The organism is Citrobacter freundii complex sp. CFNIH2 (genome assembly GCF_002880615.1).
In the GTDB taxonomy this organism is placed as follows: domain Bacteria; phylum Pseudomonadota; class Gammaproteobacteria; order Enterobacterales; family Enterobacteriaceae; genus Citrobacter_A; species Citrobacter_A amalonaticus_F.
Genome location: NZ_CP025757.1, coordinates 3,310,698 through 3,333,719, shown reverse-complemented (window position 1 = coordinate 3,333,719; position 23,022 = coordinate 3,310,698). Strand labels below are relative to the sequence as shown.

The following is a 23,022-nucleotide window of genomic DNA, read 5'->3' as shown; positions in this document are numbered from 1 at the left end:
GGGTTAGCCAAAAAGCAGGCAGGTCGTGATGGATATTGTATTTATAGAGCAACTTTCGGTAATCACCACTATTGGTGTTTACGACTGGGAACAGACGATCGAACAGAAGCTGGTGTTCGATATCGAAATGGCATGGGATAACCGAAAATCAGCAAAAAGTGACGATGTCGCCGACTGCCTGAGCTACGCGGATATCGCCGAGACGATCGTTAACCACGTCGAGGGCGGACGTTTTGCGCTGGTGGAGCGCGTTGCCGAAGAGGTGGCCGAACTGCTGATCACACGCTTTAACTCGCCGTGGGTGCGCATCAAACTCAGTAAGCCCGGTGCGGTGGCGCGCGCGGCCAATGTGGGCGTAATCATTGAGCGTAGCAATAATCTGAAAGAAAAATAATTATCTTCATATTTGTTAAACCAAACGGATATAAAAGAGTCCTATACCCGTCAGACTTCAGGTTGCATGTGCGTTGGCTGCACTCGTTCACCCCAGTCACTTACTGATGTAAGCTCCTGGGGATTAATGAGAGACAGGATGTCTCTCACCGAAAGTCAGCCTGCGGCTGGTCAAATTCGTTCCCGACGAATTTGTCACTCCCTTGCTGCGTGACTCAGCCTTCGGCTTCGCCCCTTCGGGGCCCGCAACTCGAATTATTTAGGGTAAAAATCGGGATCTTTTTGTGCTGTAGATTTTTCTATTTAGGGGTTTATTGATGAGCGATATGCACTCGCTGCTGATTGCGGCAATTTTGGGTGTGGTCGAAGGATTGACGGAGTTTTTACCTGTTTCCAGCACCGGGCACATGATCATTGTGGGCCATCTGCTGGGATTTGAGGGTGACACGGCAAAGACGTTTGAAGTGGTGATCCAGTTAGGGTCCATTCTCGCGGTGGTAGTCATGTTCTGGCGGCGCCTGTTTGGCCTGATCGGCATTCACTTTGGTCGTCCGTTGCAGCGTGAAGGGGAAAGTAAAGGCCGTTTAACGCTGATCCACATTCTGTTGGGGATGATCCCGGCGGTGGTGCTGGGGCTGGTCTTCCACGATACGATCAAATCGCTGTTTAACCCGGTTAATGTGATGTATGCGCTGGTGGTAGGCGGTTTACTGCTGATCGCCGCAGAGTGTCTGAAGCCGAAAGAACCACGTGCGCCGGGTCTGGATGACATGACTTACCGTCAGGCGTTCATGATTGGCTGCTTCCAGTGTCTGGCGCTGTGGCCGGGTTTCTCCCGCTCCGGGGCGACCATTTCCGGCGGGATGCTGATGGGCGTGAGCCGTTATGCGGCGTCTGAATTTTCGTTCCTGCTGGCCGTACCGATGATGATGGGCGCCACTGCACTGGATCTCTACAAAAGCTGGTCGTTCCTGACAGCCGCCGATATCCCCATGTTTGCCGTCGGTTTTATTACCGCCTTCGTGGTTGCACTGGTCGCCATCAAAACCTTCCTGCAGTTGATTAAGCGGATCTCGTTCATTCCGTTCGCGATCTATCGCTTTATTGTCGCCGCGGCGGTTTACGTGGTGTTTTTCTGACAGACCGATCATGCCGGATAGGCGCAGCGCCATCCGGCATTCACACCTTAACTGACCGCCTTCGGGAAACGGGTTTCTTTCCAGTGGGAAAGCGCCGCAATCCGGCGTCGGGTCAACTCCTCGCGAATCTCAATACCTTTAAATCCGGCCTCGACAACGTCTTTGGTGGGCACCGACTGCGCGACTTCCCACGCTTCACGCAGTAAACGTCCCTGCGGATAATCCGCGGCTTCAAACCCCGTCCGTCCGCGTACGTCAGCTTCGCTGGTGAGCGCAATCTGCTCCACGCGCTGCGGTTTGCGCCAGGCATCGATCGAATCAAACAGTTTTACGATGGTTTTAGGTTGCAGTATCGGGAAGGTATGGATGAGATCGTGGAACTCCGCCACCAGTTTGGCTAAGTCTCGAATGTCATTCGGTACGCGCAGGCGCTGGCATAATTGCTCAACCAGTCTGACGCCCGCCGGGCCGTGCCCGTGGTGACGCGGCCAGAGCTCCGGCGGCGTCAGGCCTTTGCCGAGATCGTGGCACAGCGTGGCAAAACGCACGTCAACTTCTGGGCTGAGCAGCGCCGCCATCGACAGCGTCATCAGGGTATGAATCCCGGTATCGATTTCCGGATGCCACTTCGCCGGCGCCGGGACGCCAAACAGCGCATCGACCTCCGGGAACAACACGCGTAGCGCGCCGCAGTCGCGTAAGACCTGGAAATAGACCTGCGGGTTACGCGTGGTTAACGCGTTCTCGGTCTCTTTCCACACACGCTCTGCCGTCAGGTGTTCCAGTTCACCGGCGTGCGTCATTTCGCGCATCAGCGCCATGGTTTCGTCAGCAATGCGGAAGCTCAGATGCGCATAGCGGGCGGCAAAGCGCGCCACGCGCAGTACGCGCAGCGGATCTTCATTAAAGGCCGGCGAAACATGGCGCAGCAGGCGTTGCTCCAGATCGCGGCGACCGTGATAGGGATCGACGATCTCACCGTCATCATCCTGCGCGAGGGCGTTAATGGTCAGGTCACGGCGCTGGAGATCGTCTTCCAGCGTGACGTCCGGTGCAGCATAACAGGTGAATCCGGTATACCCCGAGCCGGACTTACGCTCGGTACGCGCCAGGGCGTACTCTTCGTGGGTTTGCGGATGGAGAAAAACAGGAAAATCGCGACCTACCTGCTGGTAGCCCGCGTTGAGCATTTGTTGCGGTGTAGCACCAACCACCACCCAATCTTTATCTTTAACCGGTAGCCCTAACAGCGTATCCCGAACCGCACCACCGACCAGATAAATCTTCACGCCACACCACCTCTCCAGGGAAATACAATCCCTTAATCATATGACAGTGTGGCGGAGAAGGCGATTTAGTTCATCCAGCGGTCTTTGCGTTTCCGGCTTGGGATCATGTGCGGCAGGATCAAACCGAGAAGCAGGCCGAGTCCCAGCACGCCGCCGCCATACATAAACCACTGCATGATGATGGTGCGTTGCTTATCATCAAGCTGCAAATTTGCGGCGCTGACCTTCTTCTGCGCTACAATCAGCTCGTTCTTCAACTTTTGATTCTCTTCTTTCAGCCCGTTGATCACGCTGTCGCTCTGCGACACTTTCTGCTGCATGTCAGCCGTGCGTTGATTCCAGGTGGTGTCGATATTGTTGAGCTTATCGGTCAGCGTTTTGACCTGATTTTCCAGATCCGGCACGCGGGTGCGCAGGCTGGGCGTGCTGTTCAGCTCTTTCATCGGGATCCAGGCCGTCCGCCCGGTGCTGTCTTTAACCTGCGCGTAGTTCGTGTTGGCGTCAGTTTGTAACAGTGTGACTTCTTCGCCCGCGTTGACCGTGCCAACGAGGCGATAATTATCCCCCGGACCACTGCGGACCCAGGTGTTCAGTTCATCAGAGACATAGCGCTTTTCTTCGGCGTGTGACACGGCAGTAGCGCTAAGTGCGAGTAACATAAATCCAATCAGGCGTAATTTTGGCATCAGGCTGTCGTTATTGTCATAGAAAGTGGAACGATAGTAGTGGTATCAGTGTCTCTACGCAAAGCATTCGACATCAATCGGAATCATCTGTGTCCGGTTTACCGCTACTTCAAAACTTTTACGCCCGTCAAATTGCTCGTTGCATGGCAATTTGGCGCAAAATACTATCTACTGACAAAAAAGATCACCGTAAGTTCGTCGTGATTCTCTCTTATGTGACATAACCGGTAAGTACAAGGCCATGGCTCAGGAAATTGAATTAAAATTTATCGTTAATCACGATGCCGTGAACGCGCTGCGTGACCATCTGAATACGCTCGGAGGCGAGCATCATGCGCCCAGCCCGTTGTTGAATATTTACTACGAGACCGAGGATAAGTGGTTGCGTGGTCACGACATGGGACTGCGTATTCGTGGGGAGAAAGGTCGCTATGAGATGACCATGAAAATTGCCGGGCGAGTGACCGGCGGTTTACACCAGCGACCAGAATACAATGTCCCCCTGAGCGAGCCCACGCTGGATTTAACGCAATTTCCGCCGGAGGTGTGGCCAAACGGTGAGCGACCTGCCGATCTTATCTCCCGCGTGCAGCCGCTGTTCAGCACCGATTTTGAACGTGAAAAATGGCTGCTGACGGTGGATGGCAGCCAGATTGAGATCGCCCTCGATTTAGGCGAAGTGAAAGCGGGTGAACTGGCGGAGCCGATTTGTGAGCTGGAGCTTGAACTGCTGAGCGGCGACACCCGGGCGGTCCTGAAGCTGGCAAATCAGCTGGTGAACCAGGCGGGGCTGCGCCAGGGCAGCCTGAGTAAAGCGGCGCGTGGATATCATCTGGCGCAGGGGAATCCTCCACGCGAGATCAAACCGACAGCGGTGCTGAAAGCGCCCGCGAAAGCCAGCGTGGAACACGGGCTGGAAGCCGCTCTGGAGCTGGCGCTGGCACAATGGCAGTACCACGAAGAACTCTGGATTCGCGGCAATAAGGCCGCGAAGGCGGATGTGCTGGCCGCGATGGGTCTGGTGCGTCACGCCCTGATGTTGTTTGGCGGTATTGTTCCGCGTAAAGCGAGCGCTCACTTACGCGATCTGTTAACCCAGTCGGAAGCAACCATTGCTTCCGCGGTTTCTGCGGAGACGGCGGTTTACACCACTCAAACGGCAATGGCAAAACTGGCGTTGACCGAGTGGCTGGTGACCAAAGCCTGGCAGCCGTTTCTGGACGCAAAGGCGCAGGCCAAAATGACGGACTCTTTCAAGCGCTTCGCCGATATCCATCTTTCGCGTACCGCCGCTGAGCTGAAAAGCGTCTTTGGGCACCCGCTGGGGGACCAGTATCGCGATCAGTTGCCGCGCTTACGCCGTGATATCGACACCGTTTTGCTGCTGGCAGGGTATTACGATGCGACGGTGGTTCAGGCCTGGCTGGAGAACTGGCAAGGGCTGCTTCACGCCATTACCACCGGTCAACATATTGAAATTGAACATTTCCGCAATGAGGCGAACAACCAGGACCCGTTCTGGTTGCACAGCGGGAAACGATAACTGGAGTGCCTGATGGCGCTGCGCTTATCAGGCCTACGGATCGACATGTTTTGTAGGCCGGATAAGGCGGAATGCCGCTATCCGGCAACGTTACAAGGAACCTTTTAATGAAGCCGCTCTCTTCACTGTTACAGCAGTACTGGCAAACCATAGCAGAGCAGTTGCCTGAATTCGCTTCGGGTGTACAAGCGAAGTCAGTACTTACATTCAGCGACTTTGTGCAGGACAGCGTGATTGCGCATCCGCACTGGCTGGCGGAGCTGGAAAGCGCGCCGCCGCAGGCTGATGAATGGCAACAGTACGGTGAGTGGTTACAGACAGCGCTGGCAACGGTGAACGATGAAGCGGCGTTGATGCATGAACTGCGTCTGTTTCGCCGCCGCGTGATGGTGCGCATTGCCTGGGCGCAGGCGCTGTCGCTGGTGGACGATACCGACATTCTGCAACAGTTAAGCCATCTGGCCGAAACGCTGATTGTCAGCGCGCGCGACTGGCTGTACGACGCCTGCTGTCGTGAATGGGGAACGCCGTGCAGTCAGGAAGGTATCCCACAGCCGCTACTGATTTTAGGCATGGGCAAACTGGGCGGCGGCGAGCTGAATTTTTCCTCGGATATCGATCTGATCTTTGCCTGGCCTGAGCACGGCTCTACCCAGGGGGGACGCCGCGAACTCGACAACGCGCAGTTTTTTACTCGCATGGGACAGCGGCTGATCAAGGTTCTGGATCAGCCTACCCAGGATGGCTTTGTCTATCGGGTGGACATGCGGCTGCGTCCGTTTGGCGACAGCGGCCCGCTGGTGCTGAGTTTTGCAGCGCTGGAAGACTATTACCAGGAGCAAGGGCGCGACTGGGAGCGCTACGCAATGGTCAAGGCGCGGATCATGGGCGATACCGACGGTCGTTATGTCGATGAACTGCGCGCCATGCTGCGCCCGTTCGTTTTCCGCCGTTACATCGACTTCAGTGTGATCCAGTCGCTGCGCAATATGAAGGGGATGATTGCGCGTGAAGTTCGTCGCCGGGGGCTGAAAGATAACATCAAGCTCGGCGCGGGCGGCATTCGCGAAATCGAATTTATTGTGCAGGTATTTCAGTTGATTCGCGGCGGGCGTGAGCCGTCGCTGCAATCTCGTTCTCTGCTGCCGACGTTAAGCGCGATCGCCGCACTGCATTTGCTGCCGGAAAACGATGCCGAACAGTTGCGACAGGCCTACCTCTTCCTGCGCCGTCTGGAAAACCTGCTGCAAAGCATTAATGATGAACAAACCCAGACGTTGCCGGGCGATGAACTTAACCGGGCGCGGTTGGCCTGGGGAATGAATGCAGATAACTGGTCGCAACTGACGGAAACGCTTGAGGGGCACATGGCGAACGTCCGGCGCGTGTTTAACGAGCTGATCGGCGATGACGAAACCGATACGCAGGAAGATGCGCTCTCGGAACAGTGGCGCGAGCTGTGGCAGGACGCCTTGCAGGAAGATGACACGCCGCCGGTGCTGTCGCATCTCGCGGATGACGATCGCCTGCGCGTGCTGGCGTTGATTGCCGATTTCCGTAAAGAGCTGGATAAACGCACGATAGGCCCGCGTGGGCGCCAGGTGCTCGACCATCTGATGCCGCACCTGCTGAGTGATGTCTGCACGCGGCAGGACGCTTCTCTCCCGCTGTCGCGCATTACGCCGCTGCTGGTGGGGATTGTCACCCGCACCACCTATCTGGAGCTGTTGAGTGAATTCCCCGGCGCGCTGAAGCATCTGATTTCGCTTTGCGCGGCGTCGCCGATGGTCGCCAGTCAGTTGGCGCGCTATCCGCTGCTGCTCGATGAACTGCTCGATCCGAATACGCTCTATCAGCCGACGGCGACCGACGCGTATCGTGATGAGCTGCGCCAGTATCTGCTGCGCGTCCCGGAAGACGATGAAGAACAACAGCTGGAAGCCCTGCGCCAGTTCAAACAAACGCAGCTGCTGCGCATTGCCGCCGCGGATATCGCCGGTACGTTGCCAGTGATGAAAGTCAGTGACCACCTGACCTGGCTGGCGGAGGCGATGATTGATGCCGTTGTGCAACAGGCGTGGCTGCAAATGGTGGCGCGCTACGGCCAGCCGACGCATCTTGCCGAGCGAGAAGGGCGCGGTTTTGCGGTGGTGGGCTACGGCAAGCTGGGCGGTTGGGAATTGGGCTACAGCTCCGATCTCGATTTGATCTTCCTCCATGACTGCCCCGTTGACGTGATGACCGACGGCGAGCGGGAAATTGACGGGCGGCAGTTCTACCTGCGACTGGCGCAGCGCATTATGCATCTGTTCAGTACCCGTACCTCCTCAGGCATTCTGTATGAAGTGGATGCCCGGTTGCGTCCGTCAGGGGCGGCGGGGATGCTGGTGACCTCCACTGAGTCCTTTGCGGATTATCAGAAAAATGAGGCCTGGACGTGGGAGCATCAGGCGCTGGTGCGCGCACGAGTGGTTTACGGCGACCCGCAACTGACCTCGCAGTTTGATACGGTACGCCGCGATGTTATGACGCTGCCTCGCGATGGCAAAACGTTGCAGAACGAGGTGCGTGAAATGCGCGAAAAAATGCGCGCGCATCTGGGCAATAAACATCGCGATCGCTTTGATATTAAAGCCGATGAAGGCGGTATTACGGATATCGAGTTTATCACGCAATATCTGGTGCTACGGTATGCCCATGACAAACCCAAACTGACCCGCTGGTCGGATAATGTGCGCATTCTGGAACTGTTAGCGCAAAACGACATTATGGACGAGCAGGAGGCGATGGCATTGACCCATGCCTATACCACGCTGCGCGATGAGCTGCATCACCTGGCGTTACAGGAACAGCCGGGCCATGTGGCGCAAACGTGTTTTGAGGCGGAACGTACGCTGGTGAGGGCGAGCTGGCAGAAGTGGCTGGTTGCCTGATGAAGTGTGCTATTATCGCGCGCAAATTTTGAATCTCTCAGGAGACAGGAATGAAAGTAACGCTGCCAGAGTTTGAACGTGCAGGAGTCTTGGTTGTCGGTGATGTGATGCTGGATCGCTACTGGTACGGGCCCACCAGCCGTATTTCACCTGAAGCGCCGGTACCGGTGGTGAAAGTCGATACCATCGAAGAACGTCCAGGCGGTGCGGCGAACGTGGCGATGAATATTGCCTCTCTGGGAGCAAATTCGCGCCTGGTCGGACTGACCGGTATCGACGATGCCGCGCGCGCGCTCAGTAAAACGCTGGCGGACGTGAACGTGAAATGCGACTTCGTTTCTGTCCCGACCCATCCTACTATCACCAAACTGCGCGTGCTTTCACGCAACCAGCAACTGATTCGTCTCGACTTCGAAGAAGGCTTTGAAGGCGTGGATCCGCAGCCGCTGCATGAGCGTATCAACCAGGCGCTGAGCTCGATTGGGGCGCTGGTGCTGTCTGACTATGCGAAAGGCGCGCTGGCCAGCGTTCAGCAGATGATCGCGCTGGCGCGTAAAGCCGGAGTGCCGGTGCTGATCGACCCGAAAGGGACTGATTTTGCCCGCTATCGCGGCGCGACGCTGCTGACGCCGAACCTCTCTGAGTTCGAAGCAGTGGCAGGAAAATGCAAAAGCGAAGAAGAGATTGTTGAACGCGGCATGAAGCTGATCGCCGATTTTGAGCTTTCCGCGCTGCTGGTCACCCGCTCCGAGCAGGGGATGACGCTGCTGCAACCGGGCAAAGCTCCGCTGCATATGCCTACGCAGGCGCAGGAAGTGTATGACGTAACCGGTGCGGGCGACACGGTCATTGGCGTGCTGGCGGCGACGCTGGCAGCCGGTAATTCGCTGGAAGAAGCCTGCTTCTTTGCCAATGCGGCGGCGGGTGTGGTGGTCGGTAAGCTGGGGACCTCCACTGTGTCGCCTATCGAACTGGAAAACGCGGTACGCGGCCGTGCGGAAACCGGCTTTGGCGTGATGACCGAAGACGAGCTGAAGCAGGCTGTTGCCAGCGCCCGTAAGCGTGGTGAGAAAGTCGTGATGACCAACGGGGTGTTTGACATTCTGCACGCCGGCCACGTCTCCTATCTCGCAAACGCACGTAAGCTGGGCGATCGCTTAATTGTCGCGGTCAACAGTGATGCCTCGACGAAACGCCTGAAAGGGGAAACGCGCCCGGTGAATCCGCTCGAACAGCGGATGATCGTGTTGGGTGCGCTAGAATCCGTTGACTGGGTGGTCTCTTTTGAAGAGGACACGCCGCAGCGCCTGATTGCAGGCGTATTACCGGATCTGCTGGTGAAAGGCGGTGACTATAAGCCGGAAGAGATTGCCGGTAGTGAAGAGGTATGGGCCAACGGCGGCGAAGTGCTGGTGCTCAACTTTGAAGACGGTTGCTCCACCACCAATATCATCAAGAAAATCCAGAAAGACAGCGATAAATAACCGCTGGCGGTGATGCCTGGAAATCGGGCATCACCCGTATTCCCAAAGTGTGAACTCAGGCAACTGATTTGCGCACAATATGTACAAACCTGCTACGCCTCCCGGTAAATACTGGTATCAGAAAAAAGCATATGACCTTAACAGAGATTCACCGACTGGAGGATATGCTAATGAACAACAGTGTTTATTCGATGAACAATTTCGATTTCCTGGCGCGGAGTTTTGCCAGAATGCAGGCTGAAGGTCGCCCTGTTGATATCCAGGCTGTTACCGGCAATATGGATGAGGAGCACCGCAGCTGGTTTTGCAAACGCTACGCGCACTACTGCCAGCAGGCAATGAACGCCAGAAAGTTAGAAGTGGAACATTGATGTGTCAACGGGCCTTGCGGCCCGTTGCTGTTTTTACGCTTGCGGTTCTACTGGCGGGATGGCGGGCGCAGGTTTGACTTCTTCAGTGGCCTGACGCGCTTCCAGTTCGCTCAAACGTTGCTCCAGCAGCGCCAGCTTTTCACGGGTGCGCAGCAGCACCTGGGTCTGAACATCAAACTCTTCGCGGCTCACCAGATCGAGACGCGTCAGCTGAGATTGCAGCGTTTGACGGATTTTCTTCTCGACATCTTCCCCGAACTCCCGGATCCCTTTCGGCATCGACTCGTGAACCTGGCGAGCGATCTGCTCAATTTTTTTCGGGTCAATCATAGTGGTTTCCCTGAACTGGTAAGTGTTAACGCCCATTGTAGTGCGATCTGCGTAAGGCATAAACCAGAATTGTGTGATGTTAATGCGGGTAAAGGCGTTGATGAAGGTAATCAATAGCGTTATAGTTAATCCGCTTATTCTCAGGGCGGGGCGAAATTCCCCACCGGCGGTAAATCAACTCAGGTTGAAAGCCCGCGAGCGCTTTGGGTGCAAACCCAAAGGTCAGCAGATCCGGTGTAATTCCGGGGCCGACGGTTAGAGTCCGGATGGGAGAGAGTAACGATCCAGTCGGGCATGGACCCGCTCACGTTATTTTTTTGCCGCTTGTCGGTACTCCTAAGACTGCCCTGATTCTGGTAACCATAATTTTAGTGAGGTTTTTTTACCATGAATCAGACGCTACTTTCCTCTTTTGGTACGCCTTTTGAACGTGTCGAACACGCTCTGTCTGCGCTGCGTGAAGGCCGCGGTGTGATGGTGCTGGACGACGAAGATCGTGAAAACGAAGGCGATATGATTTTCCCGGCAGAAACCATGACCGTTGAGCAGATGGCGCTGACCATCCGTCACGGTAGCGGTATTGTGTGCCTGTGCATCACCGAAGATCGTCGTAAACAACTCGATCTGCCGATGATGGTGGAAAATAACACCAGCGCTTATGGCACCGGTTTTACCGTGACCATTGAAGCGGCGACAGGTGTCACGACCGGCGTTTCAGCTGCCGATCGCGTGACCACCGTTCGTGCGGCGATCGCCGATGGCGCAAAACCTTCCGATCTGAACCGTCCGGGACACGTTTTCCCGCTGCGTGCTCAGCCAGGCGGCGTATTGACCCGCGGTGGCCACACCGAAGCGACCATCGATCTGGTGACGCTGGCGGGTTTCAAACCAGCAGGTGTCCTGTGTGAACTGACCAATGATGATGGCAGCATGGCGCGCGCGCCGGAGTGCATCGACTTTGCAGGCAAACACAATATGGCTGTAGTGACGATCGAAGACCTGGTGGCTTACCGTCAGGCGCACGAGCGTAAAGCCAGCTAATCGCAATGACGCGATGATGAAAATAAAAACCGAAGCCAGTTGCTGGCTTCGGTTTTTTGCTATGAAGGGCGGATATTATGTCCTGGCGAGTTTGATGACCCACGCTCCACTCATGATCACCAGCAATATGAGGCACAGGCCAAATGCCAACAGACACGCCTGAGCCATGTTCATAAAATGCCACGGCGGAAGTAAATACCAGCCTTCGGAGTGCTGGTATAAATCCACAAACCATTGCTGAATTTTGCTTAGCGTGACGCCGTCTGGCACGACGGGTGCATCATAGCCACAGTCTCCGGTCGGTTTGAACCATTCCGGTGCCCATTCCGCCAGGGGTAACCCGAAGGGAAAAGTGGGATCAGTGGAACAGCCCTGAACGCCAAAAAGTGCGTCAGGATCGGGATTGTGGACAGCGAAATGGATGCTGTTCAGCTTCAAAGAGAACCTGATACCCATAATGCTGCCGTAGAACGCTGCAATACAACCAATCAGTTTCAGGACGACATTTTTGGGGTTTATCGCTGCAATCAATCCACCAGCGACCATCACGAGCATGGCATAGCGAATATAAACGCATTGCTCGCAGGGCGCCATGTAGAGGTAAATCTGGAAGAATGAGTGCGCCAGAATGATGAGCGCACCCATCGCGATGGACATCACTAGCCACAAAAAGCGTCGTTCCTGCCAGCGGACCAGTGTATCCACGGGTGTCGCGCGCAGGTCTTGCCATAATCCCTTAATGTCAGCCATAAGCCTTTCCCTGTTTATTTGGTTGCCAGCTCTCTGACCAGTTCAGCCATCGAATCGATTGATTTGATATTTTTGGTGTAAATTAAGTACTTACCGTTTACGACATAAGCTGGAACACCCTGAATCTTCGCAACATCATAAGCCGCTTTCCACTTTTCCAGAGTTTGTTGAACAGCCGGGTCTTTCAGCGCCGTTTCAAAATCTGCCTGGCTCATACCTGCGGCATCAAGGCCCGTTTTGATGAAAGCGGCGGGATCTTTGCCATCTGACCAGCGCTCTTTTTTGTCGTGATAAGCAGTGTAGTAGGCAAATTTAGCTTTTTTGAACTGGGACTTTGCATCGAAAAGCGAAATGCCTGCCGCTTTATCTTTCGCAATCATGACCGCAAAGACTTCGCTGGCCTGTTTACCGTATTCCCCTTTGGTCTCCAGATGGAAAGGGGTAAAGGTAACGACGTCTGCGACTTTTTCTGAAACCGGCCCCGTAACTGCTTTATCGTATTTGTAGCAAAATGGGCAGGCGTAGCTGAATACTTTGATCAGCGTGTTATCCGCATCAGGTATCGGTTTTTCCAGAACCTTGTAGTCTGTACCCTCCGTAAATGCACATGCCGTAAAAGGAAGCGCCAGTGCCGCGGTTAATATCGCGCTTTTACATATTGAAGTAATCCATTTAGCAGACATAATAAGTCCTTAATATAAATAACAGGGTTATTTGAACATCTGTTGTGGGTGAATCAGAAGCGCTCGATAGTGAGTCTGGTTAGGCTTATCGGAAATAACATCAATTTCGACTTTGACTTCTTTCGTTTTGTAGTCAATTTCATTGAGTTTACCGATGGTCGGTTGGCCTACGTCAAATAAATGAATGGATCCACTAAAACCAAATACGGTATCGCGATCTTTTTGGTACTCAATGACCGAGGTGATAGGACTATAAAAATCGTATCCACGTTCTTTGCCATATTCCCAAAGTTGTTGAACGGTTCCTTTTTTCTCGTCAATTTTATATTCGACAAAGCGTGAATATTTCATGGAAGGTAGTGCGGGTTGTTCCAGCCCACGCCCATCCCCATTATCAAAGACGGTTAATGTGCCTTTACTTGAAATCCAGGCGCTATGTTGGGTATAGGTAAAATCGAAATCGGTATTGTCACATTTTCCGTTTTCGTCGCAGGTGAGCGCCTTCCCTTGTTTATCTACCGGTTTTAAGAGTTTACTGGCCAGTTGTTTATTCCAGCCTTTTGATGGCGCAAGAATCCATTTCACCTGTTTATCACGACCAATTTTGACAACGCCCTGGTGACGGGAAGAGATAATGATTGAGTCATCTTTGGCGTCATAGGCAATAGAGTTGACGTGCGCCCAGTTACGCCCCGCGCCAACGCCCAGCGCGTCGCCAAACGGCGTATCTGACTCCAGCTTGGCCTGTTGTCCTGCATGGGCTAAATCAACATTAACGCAGACTGCCCCTGCATCTAATGCACCTAAAAGTGCATCGCGCATGGGATCGAGGATTTTAGTCAGATCCCAGACATCGACGACACGGCCTGATTTATCGACCTCAATAATCTGATCGCGAATCGTATGGACATGCAGGCCGTCTTCTCTACGATAATCCCGTTTCCCTACACGTAACAATACCGTGCCATTAACCGTTTCGATGGATTCGTGAGACGCATCAAGGTACCCGCGCGGGAGTTTATGATCTTCCAGAATCTGCCCCAGCATATCGAATTCATACCAGTGTTGCCCCTGAACTGCGGTGAACGTACCGCGAGGCGTTTCCCGGATCCCCATCAGATAGCCACGTCTGTTGATATCCATGTCATGGCCGTCATAGAACGTGTCCTGATCCAACCACCAGCGGTATTCACCTTGCGTATCCACGACAAAGGTAAATGGCGCGATATCGAATGGCAGCGCGCCACCCGCAGGCCCTGCATCCAGAATCCCGGCATTTTTATCTTTTTCGCCATGCCAGTGGAATTCTGCGCCCTGTGGCGTGAAGGTATGGGTATTGACCAGATAGAGACGATCTTCAAAACCGGAGGCGACTTTAATGACTTTGGTTTGTTGCAGGTCAGAAATGGAGCGGTTATCCATGTAGTGATTTACGATGGCGGAAGTCTGTACGACATAATCATCCTTCATCGCTTTTCCGTTTTCAGTATATTCAACGGTTACGTTATTCGCATATTTCTGATAGAGACCAAAAATGGGGATGCCGTCATAGGTTTTTAGTGATTGCTCTCCAACGGAATAGGTAACAGGAACACCTTGTTCACCCTTACCATGAACGATGACTCTCACATTTGAAATATTATGACTATCCAGCTCTACGAGTGCCGTCAATGGCGCATTACCATAAGGATCGACAACCACGGCACCTAAATTTCCCGCTGGTGGCGCGGGTTGAAATCCTGCAGCAATAGAGCTTGTTACGGATAGCCCTAATGAAAGTGCGATTACCGCCGAGAGAATGGTTTTCTGATATTTATTAAGCATTGATATATCTCCTTATATAAACATAATGCTGTGTATATAAAATATTAAATATATTTACTTAGCTGATGGGTAATGTGCTTAATATCCCTCCATTTTTCCTGTGGAGAACGAGGTTATCATTATGGATAGCATGTGCTGTTGAGAGGTATTAATTGTTCAATATCTTTTTTTGATAGTAGGAGTGTGCTTTCACGAGGTAAATATATTATCGGTAGCTTTGTGATCGTATCGACAATGTTTATTCTTGTAAGAGAAAAATGAATATCTACACGATCTGCTCTTTTATATGATCAAAATCATATAATTATTGGCGTTCTGTGCGAGTATATGAATGTATCGATTGATTGATATGTGAAATTTTAACGTTAAATGTTTAGCAATGTTAAATTTTAAGGGTAAAAGGATGTTTATTGCCTGGTACTGGATTGTTTTAATTGTTCTGGTGGTCGTGGGGTATATTTGCCATATGAAACGTTATTGTAAGGCGTTTCGGCAGGATCGCGATGCGCTACTGGAAATTCGCAATAAATTACTTCGTCGTGATGATGAAGAACGCGTCATGACTAAAGAGCAGGAATAACCGCTTCCTGCCCTCTCTGTTACCCGATCCCCATCGCCTGTAGTATGACCAGACTCAGCCCCATCACCGACATTCCGCACAGAACGCCATAGCTGGGGTTGTTATTGGGATCGATCTCTTTTGCCAGCGGCATCAGCTCATCCACTGACAACGCCACCATAATGCCGGCGACAGCGGCCATAATCGCGGCCATGACGACAGGTGACACCAGGCTGCCAAGAATCAGCCACGCCAGCACGCCACCCAATATTTCCGCCATCCCGGAAATGCCCGCCCAGAAAATCGCGGTACGTTTAGAACCGGTGGCCGCATAGACCGGCCCGGCGACCGCCAGACCTTCCGGAATATTATGCAGGGCAACTGCCAGCGCGATGCCGAATCCCAGCTCCAGGTTACTGCTGGCGGTGACGTAGGTGGCAATCCCTTCCGGGAAGTTGTGCAGACTGATCCCCAGCGTGAGCAGGATGGCGGTACGTTTAATCGAGCCGGGAATCGGCTGCGTTCTTTTTTGCACCAGATCCTGCGGATGGGCGTGCGGAAGCAGACGATCCAGACCAAAGTAACCCAGCAAGCCGATGATAAACATGCCGTAGCCCAGAACTGGCGGCATTCCCTTCGTACCCAGCGCGGCGGGCAGCATCTCCATCAAGGAGATCAGCAGCATGATCCCGGCGGCAAACCCGAGCGAAAACGCCAGCAGGCGATTGGAGGGCTTTTGCCCCAGTACGCCAAGAAACGCGCCAATAAACGTGGCGGCGCCCGCCAGTAAGGTCAGAATTAAAGGTACTGACATCAATGACTCCTTATACATCTCGCTGACCTTCAAAATAACTGATGATCATCATCATGGTTATCAGAGTTCTTCATTCATCGAAAGAGGGTATTGTAAGACCATCAAAATGACTCCCTGAGTAAGGATATCATCATGTCTTCAATTCGTATGCCAGCATTGTTTTTGGGACACGGTAGCCCGATGAACGTTCTGGAAGATAACCTGTATACCCGTGCCTGGCAGCAGCTTGGGGAGACATTACCGCGTCCAAAAGCGATTGTGGTGGTGTCTGCCCACTGGTTCACCCGAGGTACCGGCGTCACCGCGATGGAAGCGCCAAAGACCATTCATGATTTTGGCGGTTTCCCGCAGGCGTTGTACGACACGCATTACCCGGCGCCCGGCTCTCCTGAACTGGCGCAGCACCTGGTTGATTTGCTTGCGCCGGTGCCAGTCGCGCTCGATAAAGAAGCCTGGGGCTTTGACCACGGCTCCTGGGGTGTGCTGATCAAGATGTACCCGAATGCTGATATCCCGATGGTGCAGTTGAGCATCGATAGCACCAAGCCGGCAGCCTGGCATTTTGAGATCGGGCGTAAACTGGCGGCGCTGCGTGATGAAGGCATCATGCTGGTGGCCAGTGGTAACGTGGTGCATAACCTGCGCACGGCGCGCTGGCACGGCGATAATAACCCGTATCCATGGGCGACATCGTTCAATGATTTTGTCAAAGAGAACCTGAGCTGGCAGGGAGCGGTTGAGCAGCATCCGCTGGTCAATTATCTCGATCACGAAGGTGGCTCACTGTCGAACCCGACACCGGATCACTATCTGCCGCTATTGTACGTGCTGGGCGCGTGGGATGGCAAAGAGCCGGTGACGATTCCGGTTGATGGTATCGAGATGGGCAGCCTGAGTATGTTGTCGGTACAGTTGGGGTAGGCCGGGTAAGGCGAAGCCGCCACCCGGCAAGGCTCTATTGCCTGATAGTGACACAAAGTGTCTTATCAGGCCTACACAGGAGCGCCATATTACTCGACAAAAATATGCGGGTAGAAGCGGGACAGATCCTGAGTGATCAGCGCTCTGTCTTCGCGAATGCCGATCCCGGCAGGTTGATCGTTGATCAACCAGCTACCAATCAGCATATAGCTGTCGCCAAATTTCGGCAGCTGATGGAACTGCTGCACGATCATGCCTTCTTCACCGTACGGTCCTTCCACCGCTTCGATCGTTTTACCGTTCTCGATAATGGAGACGTTCGCGCCTTCACGCGAGAAGATCGGTTTCACGACGAATTTATCCATCTGAGGATAGTCGTCTTCGGCGAAATAGGCGGGAAGCAGGTTCGGATGGTTCGGGAACATTTCCCACAGCAGCGGCAGCAGCGCCTTGTTGGAGATAATGCTCTTCCAGGCCGGCTCCAGCCAGCGCACGCCAGCGTCTTCCAGCTTGGTGGAGAACATCTCGCGCAGCATAAACTCCCACGGATAGAGCTTGAACAGGTTGGCAATCACCTGATCCTGTAGATCTGTGAACTGACCTTTTTCACCCAGCCCAATATCTTCGATATAGAGGAATTCGGTAGCGATCTCCGCTTCTGCCGCACAATCCTGCAGATACTGAATAGTGCCGCGATCTTCAACAGTATCGCGACAGCAGGTCAGATGCAGAAGCTGGAAGCCGTACTGCTCACGTAGCTCGGCGAAGCGCTCGATAAGCTTTTCCTGCAGGCTGTTAAACTGGTCGCTGCCTTCCGGCAGATTGCCCGCATTGATCTGATCTTCCAACCAGATCCACTGGAAAAACGCCGCTTCGTACAGCGAGGTCGGAGTATCGGCGTTGTTCTCCAGCAGCTTCGGTTCACCGGTGCCATCCCACGCCAGATCAAGACGTGAATAGAGCGACGGCTGGCTCGTCTGCCAGGATTGACGAACAAAGCCCCAGGTGTGCTTAGGAATACGGAATTTTGCCATCAGCTCGTCGCTGGCGATCACTTTCTCAACCACCTTGAGACACATCTGGTGCAGCTCTGCAGTCACATCTTCCAGCTTTTCAACCTGGGCCAGCGTTAGCTTGTAATAGGCGTCTTCACACCAGTACGGTTCGCCGTACATGGTGTGAAAATTAAAACCGTATTCCGTGGCTTTATCGCGCCAGTCCGGGCGCTCGATAATACTGACTCTTTCCATGCGTATCAGCCACCCATTGAACGCGTGGAGGTGCCGCTTGCGCTACGCTGCATGGTGCTCTGTTTGGCAACAGATTCACCGAAGCCGCCGCGCGTTACGGTAGAGGTGGTTGCCGGTTTCGGCGCCATGGCGGTTTTAGGAACCGTCATTGTGCGACCAGGCTGTGCTGCGCCGTAGTTTTTACCACCCGCATCGGTGTATTTACCGTAAGCCGGGCTGGCCGGGTTTTTCGAGCTGAACAGCGGTTGCTGCGCAAAGCCCGCGCCGCCGCCCATCATGCGGCCCATCATGTAACCCGCCATCAGCGGCATCCAGAAGCTACCGCTGGACTGCTGTGCCTGAGCTTCTGGCGCCATGCCTGCCTGAGCAGGGGCTTGCTGGCACTGGCCTTCACCGAACTCGGCGACGCAATCTTCACGAGTGGCATATTTCGGCGCGGTACGTTCCGCTTCTTTCAGCGCGTTATTGAACGCCGTGGTGCATTCCGCGCTTTTGCCCGGATTGGCTGCCGAGCAGTCATCCGCATTTTGATACAGCGACACGGTTTCATCGCTTTTCTCACAACCCGCCAGCATAAACACAGCGGTAACGGCGAATGCGACAGGTGTCAGATGACGCGCGCTCCAGCTTTTGCGGAACGAGGCGTGATGGATGGATTTTGTCCGTTTCATTTTTGTCTTTCCTGGACCCAGTGGTTATTACTGCTCAGGATAGAGGATGAGTGGTTGAAAATGAAGCGAGAAGAGGCGGGAATGCGGCACAATGGCGGGATCTTTACGTTGCCTTACGTTCAGACGGGGCCGAAGCCCCGTCATCGCGTTTAATTGCGGAACGGATTGTTACCGTTGCTGCTGGAAGAACGTGCTGATGCCGGTTGCGCGGCGGGCGCTGCTGCGTTGGCGGCATAGCCGTCAGCGTTCGCGTCCATCTGCGGGGTTTCCGGCGCGACGTGTTCCGGCGAGGTGGAGATCGGTTTGCCCAGCGTGTTGTTCAGCGCCACCAGATCCTGCTCGTTCAACGTACCCAGCGCTGACTTGATATTCAGCTGGTTGATCAGGTAGTTATAACGCGCATTCGCCAGTTGCTGCTTGGCGTTGTACAGCGTGGTGGTCGCATCCAACACATCAACGATAGTACGTGTACCCACGGAATAGCCCGCTTCCATCGCGTCTAATGAGCTCTGGGCGGAAACAACCGCTTGTTTGTACGCGTTAATGCTGCTGATTGACGCATTGATATTGTTGAAGGAAGAACGTACGGTCTGCACCACGCTACGGTGGGCGCTTTCCAGTTGCTCACTGGCACCAACAAAGTTGTATTGCGCCTGTTTCACCTGCGAGTTCACCATCCCGCCCTGATAAATCGGCAGCGAGAAACTCAGGCCGATTTTGTTCTGGCCCATGTTGCTGTCGTCATACTGAGAGCCTGTCGCGCCACGCGTTTTAGAGCCGCTGTACGAGGTATCCGATACGCCGGTAGAGGCGGTTAAGTCCAGCGTTGGCAGGTGACCATCCTGCGCCTGGCGAATCTGCTCACGTGCCAGATCCTGGCTCAGACGCGCCTGCAACAGCGTCAGGTTACGGTTTTCGGCTTCTTTCAGCAGGGCGTTCACCGCCTGCGGTTTGTCGGTTTTGAAGCTGTCAACGTTCAGCGACGCCAGTTCCGGGTAGTAGTTGCCAGTGACCTGACGCAGTTCTTCAACCGCGTTGTCGAGATCGTTACGGGCGGTCACTTCGTTCGCCAGCACGGTATCGTATTGCGAACGGGCGTTTTGTACGTCAGTGATGGCGACCAGGCCCACGTTGAAACGCTGGGTGGTTTGATCCAACTGACGATAAATCGCCTCTTTCTGCGCCTGCGTGTAAGAGAGAACGTCAATGGCGTTCAGTACTTTAAAATAGGCGCTCGCGGTGTTGAGGATCAGCGTTTGCTGGTCCGTCTGGAAGGTCACGTCCTGAATACCCGCAGATTTTTCCTGCAGGGTCAGCGCACGCCATTTCGACATATCGAAAAGGGTCTGCGTTAATTGCAGGGACGCGCTGGTGGCGTTTGAGTTCACGCCGTTAGCATCGCGGTAGCCGTTGCTGTAGGTGTAATCGGCACCTAAGCCCAGTTGAGGCAGTAAAGGACTACGTGCTTCGTTGATTTTTTCGAATGCAGCATCGCGATCGGCGGCGGATTTACGCAATTCCGGGTTGCTCAGGCGTGCTTGCTGATAAACTTGCATCAGGTTCTCTGCCTGGCTCAGTGTGCTGAACCCCGACAGGCTCAGGCCGATAAGGATGGGGAGCAATTTCTTCATTTGCATTCCTTGTTGTGAAGCAGTATTTAGCGCTGATCAAATTTTAAAAATAATTGCTGATTCTAGCAGAATCCGCCACCGCAAAAAGTTGGCGTTCTGTGCCATCAGGCGTTAATTTGCACCAATTTACCACAAGGTCGATGAAACGGCAGTCAAACGCCCTTGAAATTCACATTTAAATCACTATTGGTACAGGACGGCACAATGCGCAAATCAGGCAACTCGCCAGTAACTTTCGCCAAAAACGATGTAGAAATTATTGCACGAGAAACGCTATATCGCGGTTTTTTTTCGCTGGATCTTTATCGCTTTCGCCACCGTTTGTTTAACGGTGAAATGAGTCAGGAAGTGCGTAGAGAAATTTTTGAGCGCGGTCATGCGGCAGTCTTGCTACCCTTTGACCCTGAGCGGGATGAAGTGGTGTTAGTCGAGCAGGTGCGCATCGCGGCCTATGACACCAGTGAAACGCCATGGCTACTGGAAATGGTGGCCGGGATGATCGAAGAGGGTGAAAGCGTTGAGGATGTGGCCCGCCGTGAAGCGATGGAAGAGGCCGGCATCGAGGTAAAACGGACGAAACCGGTGCTCAGTTTTCTGGCAAGCCCTGGCGGCACCAGTGAGCGCTCGTCAATTATGGTGGGTGAAGTGGACGCCACGACCGCAAACGGGATTCACGGTCTGGCTGATGAAAACGAAGACATTCGGGTTCATGTGGTAAGCCGGGAACAGGCATACCGTTGGGTTGAAGAGGGGAAAATTGATAACGCGTCTGCGGTCATCGCTCTGCAATGGCTGCAACTGCACTATAAAGAGCTAATAAACGAGTGGAAAAAATGAAGCGCTATACACCTGACTTCCCTGAAATGATGCGTCTTTGCGAAACGAACTTTTCGCAACTGCGACGCCTGTTGCCGCGCAATGATGCGCCTGGCGAAACGGTGAGTTACCAGGTGGGCAACGCACAATATCGGATTACGATCGTTGAATCGACCCGATACACAACGCTGGTGACCATCGAGCAGACGGCGCCGACCATCACCTACTGGAGCCTGCCGTCACTGACTGTACGGCTCTACCATGACGCGATGGTCGCCGAAGTGTGTTCAAGTCAGCAGATCTTTCGCTTCAAAGCACGGTATGATTATCCAAATAAAAAGTTGCATCAACGCGACGAAAAGCATCAAATTAATCAGTTTCTGGCCGATTGGCTGCGATACTGCTTAGCACATGGAGCGATGGCGATTCCGGTTTACTAGCGTCGTGAAACCTAAGGACACCATTTGGAAAGCCTGTTAAACCTTTCTCTGGCTGGTGAGGCCAGGGTCAGGATCTTACAAATTACTGATACTCACCTGTTTGCCGAAAAGCACGAAACGCTATTGGGCGTAAACACCTGGGAAAGCTACCAGGCCGTGTTGGATGCCATTCATGCCGAAGGGCAGGAATACGATCTGATCGTGGCGACAGGTGATTTAGCTCAGGATCAAACCGCTGCGGCCTATCAGCATTTTGCTGAAGGTATCGCAAGCTTTCGTGCGCCTTGCGTTTGGTTGCCCGGCAACCATGATTTCCAGCCAGCGATGTACAGCGCGTTACAAGAGGCGGGTATCTCTCCTGCAAAATGCGTCATGGTTGGCGAGCAGTGGCAAATTCTGCTGCTGGACAGTCAGGTCTTCGGTGTACCTCACGGTGAACTGAGCGAATTTCAGCTCGAGTGGCTGGAGCGTAAACTTGCTGCGGCCCCTGAGCGCCACACTCTGCTGCTTCTGCATCATCACCCCATGCCTGCGGGATGCAGTTGGCTGGATCAACACAGCCTGCGTAACGCGGCGGAACTGGACAACGTACTGGTAAATTATCCGCGCGTGAAATATCTGCTTTGCGGGCATATTCATCAGGAACTGGATCTCGACTGGAATGGCCGCCGTCTGCTGGCGACGCCCTCCACCTGCGTTCAGTTCAAACCCCATTGCGCGAACTTTACCCTTGATAGCATCGGTCCAGGCTGGCGTACGCTGGAGCTGTTTGCCGACGGTACGTTGAAAACGGACGTCTGTCGTTTGCAAGGGACGGAGTTCCGACCTGATACCGCTTCTGAAGGCTACTGATGTCTACGCTTCTTTACCTGCACGGCTTCAATAGCTCACCGCGTTCGGCGAAGGCCTGCCTGCTGAAAAACTGGCTGCGCGAACAGTATCCTCATGTCGAAATGATTGTGCCGCAGCTGCCGCCGTATCCGGCCGATGCCGCAGAGATGCTGGAGTCTATCGTCCTTGAGCACGGCGGCGAGGCGCTGGGCGTGGTGGGATCATCATTAGGCGGTTATTACGCCACCTGGCTGTCACAGTGCTTTATGCTGCCCGCGGTTGTTGTCAACCCGGCTGTCCGGCCATATGAACTGTTGATCGACTACCTCGGTCAGAACGAGAACCCCTACACGGGGCAGCAATATGTGCTAGAGTCACGCCATATTTACGATCTTAAAGTCATGCAGATCGACCCGCTGGAAGCGTCGGATTTAATCTGGCTGCTGCAACAGACGGGAGATGAAGTGCTGGACTACCGCCAGGCAGTGGCGTATTACGCCTCATGCCGCCAGACTGTTATTGAAGGTGGAAACCATGCATTCACGGGCTTCGAAGATTATTTCAACCCGATTGTCAATTTCCTTGGACTGCACAGTTGCTGACAATCATTTCGAATTGCTATT

The 23,022-nt window shown here is 53.8% G+C and carries 23 protein-coding genes and 1 riboswitch; of the genes, 13 read left to right on the top strand and 10 right to left on the bottom strand.

The features are described from left to right. Positions 1-28 precede the first annotated feature (28 nt). Entirely contained in the window at positions 29-394 is a 366-nt protein-coding gene (gene folB, locus WM46_RS16230) for a bifunctional dihydroneopterin aldolase/7,8-dihydroneopterin epimerase (RefSeq protein ID WP_102602821.1), read from the top strand. A 316-nt stretch (positions 395-710) separates the two neighbouring features. Then, the gene (bacA, locus tag WM46_RS16225) at positions 711-1,532 is read left to right on the top strand and encodes an undecaprenyl-diphosphate phosphatase (RefSeq protein ID WP_061076262.1); all 822 of its coding nucleotides are present in this window, start codon (positions 711-713) and stop codon (positions 1,530-1,532) included. A 47-nt stretch (positions 1,533-1,579) separates the two neighbouring features. Here bacA and WM46_RS16220 read toward each other — a convergent pair whose 3' ends face one another. Next, positions 1,580-2,821 (bottom strand): multifunctional CCA addition/repair protein, encoded by a 1,242-nt coding sequence (locus tag WM46_RS16220; RefSeq protein WP_102602820.1) that lies wholly within the window; start codon positions 2,819-2,821, stop codon positions 1,580-1,582. A gap of 65 nt (positions 2,822-2,886) precedes the next feature. After that, positions 2,887-3,507, bottom strand: a complete 621-nt coding sequence (locus tag WM46_RS16215; protein WP_042998183.1) for a TIGR04211 family SH3 domain-containing protein — start codon at positions 3,505-3,507, stop codon at positions 2,887-2,889. Positions 3,508-3,748: 241 nt separating this feature from the next. On the opposite strand from WM46_RS16215, the gene WM46_RS16205 reads away from it, so the two are divergent. The 4 genes from WM46_RS16205 (at position 3,749) to glgS (ending at position 9,838) form a co-directional block, all read left to right on the top strand. Continuing rightward, positions 3,749-5,050 (top strand): inorganic triphosphatase, encoded by a 1,302-nt coding sequence (locus tag WM46_RS16205; protein ID WP_102602819.1) that lies wholly within the window; start codon positions 3,749-3,751, stop codon positions 5,048-5,050. Between the two features lie 107 nt (positions 5,051-5,157). Further along, positions 5,158-7,983: a bifunctional [glutamate--ammonia ligase]-adenylyl-L-tyrosine phosphorylase/[glutamate--ammonia-ligase] adenylyltransferase gene (glnE, locus tag WM46_RS16200; RefSeq protein WP_102602818.1), complete on the top strand. Its 2,826-nt coding sequence runs from the start codon at positions 5,158-5,160 to the stop codon at positions 7,981-7,983. A 50-nt stretch (positions 7,984-8,033) separates the two neighbouring features. Beyond that, a complete protein-coding gene (gene hldE / locus WM46_RS16195) occupies positions 8,034-9,467 on the top strand; it encodes a bifunctional D-glycero-beta-D-manno-heptose-7-phosphate kinase/D-glycero-beta-D-manno-heptose 1-phosphate adenylyltransferase HldE (RefSeq protein WP_061076266.1) in 1,434 nt (477 codons plus the stop codon). Positions 9,468-9,631: 164 nt separating this feature from the next. Next, the gene (gene glgS, locus WM46_RS16190) at positions 9,632-9,838 is read left to right on the top strand and encodes a cell surface composition regulator GlgS (protein WP_080343280.1); all 207 of its coding nucleotides are present in this window, start codon (positions 9,632-9,634) and stop codon (positions 9,836-9,838) included. A gap of 33 nt (positions 9,839-9,871) precedes the next feature. Here the strand turns inward: glgS and ubiK are convergent, their stop codons facing one another. Continuing rightward, positions 9,872-10,168, bottom strand: a complete 297-nt coding sequence (ubiK, locus tag WM46_RS16185) for a ubiquinone biosynthesis accessory factor UbiK (RefSeq protein ID WP_042324283.1) — start codon at positions 10,166-10,168, stop codon at positions 9,872-9,874. 132 nt (positions 10,169-10,300) lie between these two features. Continuing rightward, a riboswitch (FMN riboswitch) is annotated at positions 10,301-10,450 on the top strand. Positions 10,451-10,555: 105 nt separating this feature from the next. Here ubiK and ribB point away from each other — a divergent pair. After that, positions 10,556-11,209, top strand: coding sequence for a 3,4-dihydroxy-2-butanone-4-phosphate synthase (gene ribB, locus WM46_RS16180; RefSeq protein ID WP_061076268.1), 654 nt, complete (start codon positions 10,556-10,558; stop codon positions 11,207-11,209). A 75-nt stretch (positions 11,210-11,284) separates the two neighbouring features. Here ribB and dsbI read toward each other — a convergent pair whose 3' ends face one another. Genes dsbI through WM46_RS16165 form a run of 3 tightly spaced genes read right to left on the bottom strand, consistent with a single transcriptional unit; the run spans position 11,285 to position 14,466 of the window. Continuing rightward, positions 11,285-11,959, bottom strand: coding sequence for a protein-disulfide oxidoreductase DsbI (dsbI, locus tag WM46_RS16175; RefSeq protein ID WP_102602817.1), 675 nt, complete (start codon positions 11,957-11,959; stop codon positions 11,285-11,287). A gap of 14 nt (positions 11,960-11,973) precedes the next feature. Further along, positions 11,974-12,642: a thiol:disulfide interchange protein DsbA/DsbL gene (locus WM46_RS16170; RefSeq protein ID WP_102602816.1), complete on the bottom strand. Its 669-nt coding sequence runs from the start codon at positions 12,640-12,642 to the stop codon at positions 11,974-11,976. A 27-nt stretch (positions 12,643-12,669) separates the two neighbouring features. After that, entirely contained in the window at positions 12,670-14,466 is a 1,797-nt protein-coding gene (locus tag WM46_RS16165; RefSeq protein WP_102602815.1) for an aryl-sulfate sulfotransferase, read from the bottom strand. 403 nt (positions 14,467-14,869) lie between these two features. On the opposite strand from WM46_RS16165, the gene WM46_RS16160 reads away from it, so the two are divergent. Then, a complete protein-coding gene (locus tag WM46_RS16160) occupies positions 14,870-15,046 on the top strand; it encodes a hypothetical protein (RefSeq protein WP_102602814.1) in 177 nt (58 codons plus the stop codon). A gap of 19 nt (positions 15,047-15,065) precedes the next feature. On the opposite strand, the gene zupT is transcribed toward WM46_RS16160, so the two are convergent. Next, complete coding sequence (gene zupT, locus WM46_RS16155) at positions 15,066-15,839, bottom strand: zinc transporter ZupT (protein ID WP_061076270.1); 774 nt, start codon at positions 15,837-15,839, stop codon at positions 15,066-15,068. 132 nt (positions 15,840-15,971) lie between these two features. On the opposite strand from zupT, the gene ygiD reads away from it, so the two are divergent. Further along, positions 15,972-16,760, top strand: coding sequence for a 4,5-DOPA dioxygenase extradiol (ygiD, locus tag WM46_RS16150; protein ID WP_102602813.1), 789 nt, complete (start codon positions 15,972-15,974; stop codon positions 16,758-16,760). A gap of 89 nt (positions 16,761-16,849) precedes the next feature. Here the strand turns inward: ygiD and WM46_RS16145 are convergent, their stop codons facing one another. The 3 genes from WM46_RS16145 to tolC form a co-directional block, all read right to left on the bottom strand. Next, positions 16,850-18,010: a glutathionylspermidine synthase family protein gene (locus tag WM46_RS16145; RefSeq protein WP_102602812.1), complete on the bottom strand. Its 1,161-nt coding sequence runs from the start codon at positions 18,008-18,010 to the stop codon at positions 16,850-16,852. Positions 18,011-18,015: 5 nt separating this feature from the next. Then, positions 18,016-18,681, bottom strand: coding sequence for a DUF1190 family protein (locus WM46_RS16140; RefSeq protein WP_061076273.1), 666 nt, complete (start codon positions 18,679-18,681; stop codon positions 18,016-18,018). 149 nt (positions 18,682-18,830) lie between these two features. After that, positions 18,831-20,312: an outer membrane channel protein TolC gene (gene tolC, locus WM46_RS16130; protein WP_042324263.1), complete on the bottom strand. Its 1,482-nt coding sequence runs from the start codon at positions 20,310-20,312 to the stop codon at positions 18,831-18,833. A gap of 204 nt (positions 20,313-20,516) precedes the next feature. On the opposite strand from tolC, the gene nudF reads away from it, so the two are divergent. Genes nudF through yqiA form a run of 4 tightly spaced genes read left to right on the top strand, consistent with a single transcriptional unit; the run spans position 20,517 to position 23,001 of the window. Continuing rightward, a complete protein-coding gene (gene nudF / locus WM46_RS16125) occupies positions 20,517-21,149 on the top strand; it encodes an ADP-ribose diphosphatase (RefSeq protein ID WP_102602811.1) in 633 nt (210 codons plus the stop codon). Further along, positions 21,146-21,568: a DUF1249 family protein gene (locus WM46_RS16120; protein WP_042998169.1), complete on the top strand. Its 423-nt coding sequence runs from the start codon at positions 21,146-21,148 to the stop codon at positions 21,566-21,568. The genes nudF and WM46_RS16120 overlap by 4 nt, the downstream gene beginning before the upstream one ends. A 24-nt stretch (positions 21,569-21,592) precedes the next feature. Continuing rightward, complete coding sequence (gene cpdA / locus WM46_RS16115; protein WP_042998168.1) at positions 21,593-22,420, top strand: 3',5'-cyclic-AMP phosphodiesterase; 828 nt, start codon at positions 21,593-21,595, stop codon at positions 22,418-22,420. Continuing rightward, the gene (yqiA, locus tag WM46_RS16110; protein ID WP_102602810.1) at positions 22,420-23,001 is read left to right on the top strand and encodes an esterase YqiA; all 582 of its coding nucleotides are present in this window, start codon (positions 22,420-22,422) and stop codon (positions 22,999-23,001) included. Before cpdA ends, yqiA begins: the two co-directional genes overlap by 1 nt. The last annotated feature ends 21 nt before the right edge of the window (positions 23,002-23,022 follow it).

Coding starts and splice junctions, on each gene's coding strand:
- dsbI (WP_102602817.1), bottom strand. CDS start 11,959: ATGGCTGACATTAAGGGATTATGGCAAGACCTGCGCGCGACACCCGTG.
- WM46_RS16205 (WP_102602819.1), top strand. CDS start 3,749: ATGGCTCAGGAAATTGAATTAAAATTTATCGTTAATCACGATGCCGTG.
- ygiD (WP_102602813.1), top strand. CDS start 15,972: ATGTCTTCAATTCGTATGCCAGCATTGTTTTTGGGACACGGTAGCCCG.
- hldE (WP_061076266.1), top strand. CDS start 8,034: ATGAAAGTAACGCTGCCAGAGTTTGAACGTGCAGGAGTCTTGGTTGTC.
- folB (WP_102602821.1), top strand. CDS start 29: ATGGATATTGTATTTATAGAGCAACTTTCGGTAATCACCACTATTGGT.
- nudF (WP_102602811.1), top strand. CDS start 20,517: ATGCGCAAATCAGGCAACTCGCCAGTAACTTTCGCCAAAAACGATGTA.
- ribB (WP_061076268.1), top strand. CDS start 10,556: ATGAATCAGACGCTACTTTCCTCTTTTGGTACGCCTTTTGAACGTGTC.
- glnE (WP_102602818.1), top strand. CDS start 5,158: ATGAAGCCGCTCTCTTCACTGTTACAGCAGTACTGGCAAACCATAGCA.
- ubiK (WP_042324283.1), bottom strand. CDS start 10,168: ATGATTGACCCGAAAAAAATTGAGCAGATCGCTCGCCAGGTTCACGAG.
- tolC (WP_042324263.1), bottom strand. CDS start 20,312: ATGAAGAAATTGCTCCCCATCCTTATCGGCCTGAGCCTGTCGGGGTTC.
- yqiA (WP_102602810.1), top strand. CDS start 22,420: ATGTCTACGCTTCTTTACCTGCACGGCTTCAATAGCTCACCGCGTTCG.
- WM46_RS16145 (WP_102602812.1), bottom strand. CDS start 18,010: ATGGAAAGAGTCAGTATTATCGAGCGCCCGGACTGGCGCGATAAAGCC.
- WM46_RS16165 (WP_102602815.1), bottom strand. CDS start 14,466: ATGCTTAATAAATATCAGAAAACCATTCTCTCGGCGGTAATCGCACTT.
- WM46_RS16120 (WP_042998169.1), top strand. CDS start 21,146: ATGAAGCGCTATACACCTGACTTCCCTGAAATGATGCGTCTTTGCGAA.
- zupT (WP_061076270.1), bottom strand. CDS start 15,839: ATGTCAGTACCTTTAATTCTGACCTTACTGGCGGGCGCCGCCACGTTT.
- WM46_RS16160 (WP_102602814.1), top strand. CDS start 14,870: ATGTTTATTGCCTGGTACTGGATTGTTTTAATTGTTCTGGTGGTCGTG.
- WM46_RS16215 (WP_042998183.1), bottom strand. CDS start 3,507: ATGCCAAAATTACGCCTGATTGGATTTATGTTACTCGCACTTAGCGCT.
- WM46_RS16170 (WP_102602816.1), bottom strand. CDS start 12,642: ATGTCTGCTAAATGGATTACTTCAATATGTAAAAGCGCGATATTAACC.
- bacA (WP_061076262.1), top strand. CDS start 711: ATGAGCGATATGCACTCGCTGCTGATTGCGGCAATTTTGGGTGTGGTC.
- glgS (WP_080343280.1), top strand. CDS start 9,632: ATGCTAATGAACAACAGTGTTTATTCGATGAACAATTTCGATTTCCTG.
- WM46_RS16140 (WP_061076273.1), bottom strand. CDS start 18,681: ATGAAACGGACAAAATCCATCCATCACGCCTCGTTCCGCAAAAGCTGG.